The following is a 6,961-nucleotide window of genomic DNA, read 5'->3' as shown; positions in this document are numbered from 1 at the left end:
GGCTCTGGCGAATTTTGACCCAACCGACCTTGGGAATGTAGACTTTGCCTTCCTCCACCCGGATGCGCTGGGGGATGCGGAAGCTAGGCTCATCCCGCTTCTTGCTCTTGAAGCGGGGGAACCCGGCCCGCTTTTCAAAGAACGCCTTGAACGCCCGGTCAAGGTCCTTCAGGGCCTGTTGCAAGAGTTGGCTGTCCACCTCTTTGAGCCAGGCCGTTTCAGGCCGCTTCTTCAGGGCGGTCAACTCGGCGGCTTGTTGGTTGTAGGTCAAGCCTTTACCCGCCTCCGCATACGCTTCTTTGCGCCGTGCAAGGCCCCAGTTCCACACGAACCGCCTAGCCCCCGCCATCCGCAACAGCACCTCAGCTTGAGCGCGGGTGGGGTCCATGCGAAAGCGGTAGACTTTGCGGTGTACGGCCATTCAGTTCCTCAGTATAGCACACCTATTGCTCACCGGGCTATGTCCCCCGCTGGGCACGTGGGGGAGTCCATGTATCCCACCCTGAAGGGGATGGGTTTTATAGCTCCCCCACACCCCCTCTTTTCTATAACCTTGCTTTTTGCGCATGATGATGTCATATTAGCAAGGGTGATACCCCGGCGCGTCCAACCCATCCTGGAAGCCCGCTTGGACCAGGTGCCCGTGGTGCTGCTCACCGGCCCCCGGCAGGTGGGGAAGACCACCCTGGCCCTGGAGATGGCTCAGAGGAGGGAGGCCCTGTACCTAGACCTCGAGTCGGAACGGGACCGGGCCAAGCTGGCCGCGGCCGAGCTCTATCTAGAGGCCCACCTAGACCGCCTAGTGGTCCTGGACGAGGTCCACCGCATGCCCGAGCTTTTTCCCCTGCTCCGCAGCCTGGTGGACCGGGCGCGAAGGGGGGGGCGCAGGGCCGGCCTCTACCTTCTCCTCGGTTCCCTCGCCCCCGAAGTAAGCCGCCAGGCGGAGGAGAGCCTGGCGGGGCGGGCGAGCTACCTGGAGCTCGCGCCCTTGGACCTCCTGGAGGTGGGCAGGGAGGCGGAGGACCGGCTTTGGCTCCGGGGAGGCTTCCCCGAGAGCTTTCTCGCCCCGGGGGACGGGGTGAGCTACCGCTGGCGCCTGGACTTTCTACGGTCGTACGTGGAGCGGGAGATCCTCCTTCTGGGAGGGCGGCTTCCCGGCGAGGTCCTCCGCAGGTTCCTCACCATGCTCGCCCACCTCCAAGGGGAGTTCCTGAACACTGCCGAGCTGGCAAGGAATCTAGGGTTGGACGGCAGGACCGTGAACCGCTACCTGGACTTTTTGGTGGACCTCTATCTCGTGAGGCGCCTTCCCCCCCTGGAGGCCAACGTGGGCAAGCGCCTGGTGAAAAGCCCAAAGCTCTACCTGAGGGACAGCGGCCTGGTCCACGCCCTCCTGGGGATCCAGGACCTCGAGGGCCTCCTGTCCCACCCGGTGGTGGGGAGGAGCTACGAGGGCTTTGTGCTGGAGAACCTCCTCCGGGTCCTCCCCGAGGGGGCCCAGGCCTTCTTCTACCGTACCCGGGCGGGGGCTGAGGTGGACCTGGTCCTCCTCCTCCCCAGGGGAAGGGTCTGGGCTGTGGAGGTCAAGCGAAGCCTGGACCCCAGGCCTTCCCGGGGCTTCCTCGAGGCGCTAAAGGACCTCAGGCCCCAGAGGGCCTTCGTGGTTTACCCGGGAGCGGAGGCCTTCCCCATCGGAGAGGGGGTTCTGGCAGCATCCCTTTATGAGGTGATGGGGCGACTCTGGGCGGGCTGAGCCCCAAAGGTCCTTGCTGGGGAGACCCTCAGAGGCTGTCGTAAAACTCCTCCACGGCGAGCCACGCGGCCCTGGCCAGCCGCTTGACCCATAAGCGTAACACGCCCAGATACACCCAGGCCTTGCTCGCCCGGGGATTTTGCACAAGGTAGCCTGACGGCTGACTGTAGTCCTTGGCAAGGCGCTGCTTCCGCCCTATCCAGGTAAGGGTCCACTCCAACACCCACCGCTTGGGCAGAGGTGAAGCGTGGGCACCGAGTCCACCAAGGGAGAACGTGCGGGAGTCCCTCCAGGCCACGAGGGCGCGGCGGCGCTCGCAGCGCCCCGTGCTCTACCAGCTCAAGCTCCAGAACCTGTCCAGGGGGAAAGGAGCGCTTCTCCATAGGGCCTTTTTGGAGGCCAAGTGGCTCTACAACCGGCTAGTGCGACCTGGAGCGCCTCTCTTTGCCCGCCCACAAGGTGGACCGGTGAGGTCAAGGTGGGGGACCGCTTTCGGGCAAAACCGTGAGTCCCTCTGTTTGAGCGGCCCTCCTCAAAGCGCGGTCAAACGCAGCAAAGGCCAAGGGTGTGTCCACCAGCTCGGCCAACAGGGAAGCGGAGGCAAGGTGCACAGCGTCGTAGCCCTTGAGCCCGTGGGCTACCGCCAGGTCCGCGGCCCGTACGGCTAGGGCCTCCGTGAGGGGAAGTTGGACCAAATCCGGCCAGTCCTCCATGAAGGCCCGTATCGCCCGCCGAAACTCGTCCGCCCTCAGCACACCCAACCTCCGGGCCTTAGCCAAGGCCGCCGGAACCTCTACCCGGGCGATAAGAGCCGTGGCCAAGGCCTCGGCCTCTGCAGACCAAGCCTCCACTTCCTCCGAGCCCTCCTCGGCCACATAGCGCTTCACCAGGGCGCTGGAATCCAGGTAGAGGATCACTCCCGGTCCTCGAGGAGGAGGTCGGCCACGCAGAGTCCTTTGGCCCGGGCCACGGGCTTGCGAGGGCGGGGCTTCCGGCCCGACCAGCGGACCACCCCCGCCTGGGCGAGCCCTTTGAGGGCCTCCAGGGGGTCTCGGGTCAGGGGTACCAGCCGGCCCAGGGGCTTGCCCCTGTCGGTGACCACCAGAACGCCCCCTTCCCGGACCAGGCGAAGGTAGCGGCTCAGGCGGGCCTTAAGCTCCCTTATGCCTACGCTCTTTGGCTTCGCCCCCATAGGACCACAATACCCGAAGAGGTGGCCACCTGGGCAAGGATGGGGCGGTTCCCCGCCGCGTTCCGTGCCTGGAGGGCGTGCCTTCCGGTTGAAAATCCACCCTCCCCGAAAAGCCCGCTTGACGCCTTCCCACAACCCGTAGTAGGGTCTTGGTCAGGACGCCCAAGACTTAGGGTGTCCTGGCCGCGATGCCAGGCCGACAGGTCTGGACGCCCCAAGGCGGCGGGGGAAGACCGGTGCGAGTCCGGCGCTGTCCCGCAACGGTAACCGGCCTAAGCGTCCCGCCCATCTTTCTGGTCGGAAGCCCGAGTACCCGCTTCGCGGCCCTGCCCCGTAGCCCTCGAGGCAAGGGCGAAGGTGGTGAGAACGTGGGACCCTAACCCCTGAACTCCCCCCAACAGGAAGGCGGGCCTAGCGCCCGAAGCGGCCTTCAGGCTTTAGGCGGACTTTTCGCACCTCGAGGAGGTGCCATGCGGGAAACGCGCATGGTCTACCCCGTCTTCCCCGGGGAGACCAACCACTACGGGACCCTTTTTGGCGGAACGGTTTTGGCCTGGATGGACCAGGCGGCCTTCGTGGCTGCCACCCGGCACGCCCGCAAGAAGGTGGTGACGGTGCACGCCGACGCCGTGGACTTCAAGCGGCCCGTGCCCCTGGGGGCCATCGTGGAGCTGGTGGCTCGGCTTAAGGAGGTGGGGCGCACCTCCATGCGGGTGGAGGTGGAGATGTGGGTGGAGCCGGTGAAGGAAGGCGAGGAGGCCTACCTGGCCGCCCGGGGCGGGTTCGTGCTGGTGGCCTTGGACGAGCGGGGGAGGCCGAGCCCCGTGCCGCCCCTGGAAGGGGGTGGAGCCCGTGCCCCTCACGGCGCCTAGGGTCCACTACCGCCCATACGAGTACCCGGGGCTTCTCCGCTACCGGGACGCCATCCGGCACAGCTACTGGGTGCACACGGAGTTCAGCTTTCAGGCCGACCTCCAGGACCACGCCCTCTCTGAGGAGAAGGAGCGGCACCTGGTGGAGCGGGCCCTCCTCGCCATCGCCCAGGTGGAGCTCGCCGTGAAGCTCTTCTGGGCCCGGGTCTACGACCACTTCCCCAAGCCCGAGATCGCCGAGGTGGGCATGACCTTCGCCGAGAGCGAGGTGCGCCATGCCAACGCCTACGCCCACCTCCTGGAGCTCCTGGGCCTCGAGGGCGCCTTCCAACGCGCCCTGGAGGAGGCTACCCCCCTGAAGGAGCGGACCCAGGCCCTGGAGGGGGTCCTCAGGCGGTCCAGGGAGGCGGGCCTCCGGGAGTACGCCCTGGCCCTCCTCCTCTTCTCCGCCTTCACCGAGCACGTCTCCCTCTTCTCCCAGTTCTACGTCCTCATGGCCTTGAACCGCCGGGGAAACCGCTACAAGGGGGTCTCCAACGCCATCGAGGCCACCAGCAAGGAGGAGAACGTCCACGGCCTTTTCGGGGCGGAGCTTCTGCGCCTCCTGAAGGAGGAGAAGCCCGACCTCTTCGGGGAAGCCTTCCAGGAGGAGGCCCTCCGCCTCGCCCAGGGGCTCTTCCGGGCCGAGGAGGGCCTCTTGGACTGGCTCTTCGCCAGGGGGGAGCCCGCCTTGGTGGGGCACGGGGAGACCCTGGAGTTTCTCAAGCACCGCTACAACGAGGTTCTCGCCCTCCACGGCCTCCCGGAGGCCTTCCCCGTGGACCGGGTAAAGCTTCGGGACGCAGAGTGGTTCACCCTCGAGCTCCTCGCCGACAAGGAGGTGGACTTCTTCAACAAGCGCAGCGTGGCCTACGCCCGCAGGGTGCAGAGTTTTGACCCGGAGGAACTCTTTTAGGAGGCAACATGACGAGGGGCAAGCGGACGTACGCGCCCTACTACTGGGCCAACGAGCCCACCCGCCTTTACATGAGCCGGGGGTACCTCCTCCCCGGGGTGAGCGTGGAAGAGAGGGTCAAGGAGATCGCCGACCGGGCGGAGGCCCTCACCGGGATCGAGGGCTTTTCCCGGAAGTTCCAGGAGTACATGGCCCGGGGGTACTACTCCCTCGCCACCCCCATCTGGGCGAACTACGGCCTCAAGCGGGGCCTTCCCATTTCCTGCTACGGCACCTACGTGGAGGACGACACCGCCTCCATCCTCCGGGCGGTAGCCGAGGTGGGGATGATGAGCAAGCAGGGGGGCGGCACCTCCGTCTACCTGGGTCGGCTCCGCCCCCGGGGCGCCCCCATCCGGGACAACGGGGAGAGCAACGGCTCCTTCGCCTTCGCCAGCCTCTTTGACCGGGTGATCGAGGTCTTCAACCAGGGCTCCACCCGCCGCGGCCAGTGCGCCGCCTACCTGGACGTGGAGCACCCGGACCTGGAGGAGTGGCTTTCCATCCAGCGGGAGCATTCCCCCGTGCAGTCCCTCTTCTGGGGGGTCTCGCTGGGGAACCGCTGGCTGGAGGAGATGGTGGCGGGCGACCCGGAGAAGCGGGCCCGTTGGGCCCAAATCCTCAAGGCCCGGGCCGAGGTGGGCATCCCCTACCTCTTCTTCCGGGACCACGCCAACGAGAAGGCCCCCGAGGTCTTCAAAACCCTGGGCAAGACCCTCTGGGCCAGCAACCTCTGCACGGAGATCATGCTCCCCTCCTCCGAGGAGGAGAGCTTCGTCTGCTGCCTCTCCTCCCTGAACCTCCTCCACTACGAGGAGTGGAAGGACACGGACGCGGTGGAGACCCTGGTGATCTTCCTGGACTCCGTTTTGGACGATTTCATTGAGAAAGCGGAGGGCCTACCCTACATGGAGCGGGCGGTCCGCTTCGCCCGGCGCTACCGGGCCATCGGCCTTGGGGTCCTGGGGTGGCACAGCTACCTCCAGTCCCAAAGGATCCCCCTGGAAAGCCCCGAGGCCTTCCGGAGAAACGCCGAGATCTTCAAGACCCTCCGGGAGCGGGCGGAGGTGGCCTCGAGGTGGCTGAGGAAGCGCCACCCCGAGGACGAGCTCGCCGGGGTTGGGGAGCTCAAGGAACGGCGCAACGCCACCCTCCTCGCCATAGCCCCCACCAAGTCCAGCGCCTTTATCCTGGGCCAGGTCTCGCCCTCCATCGAGCCCTACACCAGCAACTACTACCTGAAGGACCTGCAAAAGGCCAAGGTCCCCTTCAAGAACCCCTTTCTGGCGGAGCTCCTGAAGGAGAAGGGCCGGGACGAGGAAAGGGTGTGGCGGAGCATCTTGGAGCACAACGGCTCCGTGCAGCACCTGGACTTCCTCTCGGAGGAGGAGAAGGCGGTCTTCAAGACCTTCGCCGAGGTCTCCCAGATGACCCTCGTCAACCTCGCGGCCTCCCGGCAGAAGCACATCGACCAGGGCCAGTCCCTTAACCTGGTGGTCCACCCCGAGGCCCCCCCGAAGGACGTGAACGCCCTCGTCCTCCACGCCTGGCGTTCAGGCCTCAAGGCCCTCTACTACCAGTTCAGCCAGAGCATGGCCCAGGCCTACAGCCGGGACCTGCTCCTCTCCTGCCGGGCCTGCGAGAGCTGACGGGAGGCAACCCAAGGGAGCCCCTGAGGACGCTTTCCCTTCCACCCCGGGCCCTCTATCCTCCCAAAAAGGGGCCTTGGAAGGGAGGCTCCTCAAAGCCCCACACCTCTGCCTCCGCCGCCCTAAAGGCCTCCTCGGGGGAGAGGCCCCGCCGCCTCGCCTCCCGGTAGGCCCGCACCCACTCCGCCCGTAGCTCGGTCCCGTCGTCCAAGGGCTCGGGGGCCAAGACCTCGAGGACCTCCGGCACCTCCCCTATCCCCTCGCACTCCGGGCACTCCGTGGCGCTCCAGGGAAGGGGCTCACCCGCGAACCACTCGGTGTAGACCAAGCCCGTTCCCTCATCCAGCCCCCTAAACTTAGACACTTTTACCCTGCCTCCCGTGTGATGTCCCCAAGTTCTTTCCCCAGCGCCTCCGCGTCTACCGCCATCACCTCCTTTGGCGTCCGATAACCGAGCCCCGAGTGCAACCGGCGCTCGTGGTAGTAGCGTAGCCGCTCCTC

The 6,961-nt window shown here is 66.4% G+C and carries 9 protein-coding genes and 1 riboswitch; of the genes, 4 read left to right on the top strand and 5 right to left on the bottom strand.

The window, feature by feature from the left end:
* The coding region (locus tag H531_RS14035) for an RNA-guided endonuclease TnpB family protein (protein WP_022799516.1) at positions 1–421 on the bottom strand (421 nt) is incomplete at its 3' end.
* 168 nt (positions 422–589) lie between these two features.
* Here H531_RS14035 and H531_RS0111735 point away from each other — a divergent pair.
* Positions 590–1,753, top strand: coding sequence for an ATP-binding protein (locus tag H531_RS0111735; protein ID WP_022799515.1), 1,164 nt, complete (start codon positions 590–592; stop codon positions 1,751–1,753).
* Between the two features lie 28 nt (positions 1,754–1,781).
* On the opposite strand, the gene H531_RS13190 is transcribed toward H531_RS0111735, so the two are convergent.
* From H531_RS13190 to H531_RS0111720, 3 genes are all read right to left on the bottom strand, one after another.
* Positions 1,782–1,973, bottom strand: a complete 192-nt coding sequence (locus H531_RS13190; protein ID WP_156860512.1) for a hypothetical protein — start codon at positions 1,971–1,973, stop codon at positions 1,782–1,784.
* 253 nt (positions 1,974–2,226) lie between these two features.
* On the bottom strand, positions 2,227–2,670 hold the full coding sequence (locus H531_RS0111725) for a type II toxin-antitoxin system VapC family toxin (protein WP_022799513.1): 444 nt from the start codon (positions 2,668–2,670) through the stop codon (positions 2,227–2,229).
* Complete coding sequence (locus H531_RS0111720) at positions 2,667–2,945, bottom strand: type II toxin-antitoxin system Phd/YefM family antitoxin (RefSeq protein WP_022799512.1); 279 nt, start codon at positions 2,943–2,945, stop codon at positions 2,667–2,669. The genes H531_RS0111725 and H531_RS0111720 overlap by 4 nt, the downstream gene beginning before the upstream one ends.
* 163 nt (positions 2,946–3,108) lie before the next feature.
* Positions 3,109–3,280: riboswitch (cobalamin riboswitch) on the top strand.
* Between the two features lie 135 nt (positions 3,281–3,415).
* Between H531_RS0111720 and H531_RS0111715 the strand changes: the two genes are divergently transcribed.
* The 3 genes from H531_RS0111715 to H531_RS0111705 are packed head-to-tail and all read left to right on the top strand — an operon-like array spanning position 3,416 to position 6,460.
* Positions 3,416–3,817 carry an acyl-CoA thioesterase gene (locus tag H531_RS0111715; protein ID WP_022799511.1) on the top strand — a complete coding sequence of 134 codons (402 nt, stop codon included), beginning with the start codon at positions 3,416–3,418 and terminating at the stop codon, positions 3,815–3,817.
* Complete coding sequence (locus tag H531_RS0111710) at positions 3,798–4,772, top strand: ribonucleotide-diphosphate reductase subunit beta (protein ID WP_022799510.1); 975 nt, start codon at positions 3,798–3,800, stop codon at positions 4,770–4,772. The genes H531_RS0111715 and H531_RS0111710 overlap by 20 nt, the downstream gene beginning before the upstream one ends.
* An 8-nt stretch (positions 4,773–4,780) precedes the next feature.
* Complete coding sequence (locus H531_RS0111705) at positions 4,781–6,460, top strand: ribonucleoside-diphosphate reductase subunit alpha (protein WP_022799509.1); 1,680 nt, start codon at positions 4,781–4,783, stop codon at positions 6,458–6,460.
* 55 nt (positions 6,461–6,515) lie between these two features.
* Here H531_RS0111705 and H531_RS0111700 read toward each other — a convergent pair whose 3' ends face one another.
* Positions 6,516–6,824, bottom strand: coding sequence for a hypothetical protein (locus H531_RS0111700; protein ID WP_022799508.1), 309 nt, complete (start codon positions 6,822–6,824; stop codon positions 6,516–6,518).
* Positions 6,825–6,961: the final 137 nt, after the last annotated feature.

Origin of the sequence: Thermus islandicus DSM 21543 (assembly GCF_000421625.1) — a bacterium.
GTDB lineage: Bacteria > Deinococcota > Deinococci > Deinococcales > Thermaceae > Thermus > Thermus islandicus.
This window is presented reverse-complemented; position numbering and strand designations above follow the sequence as displayed.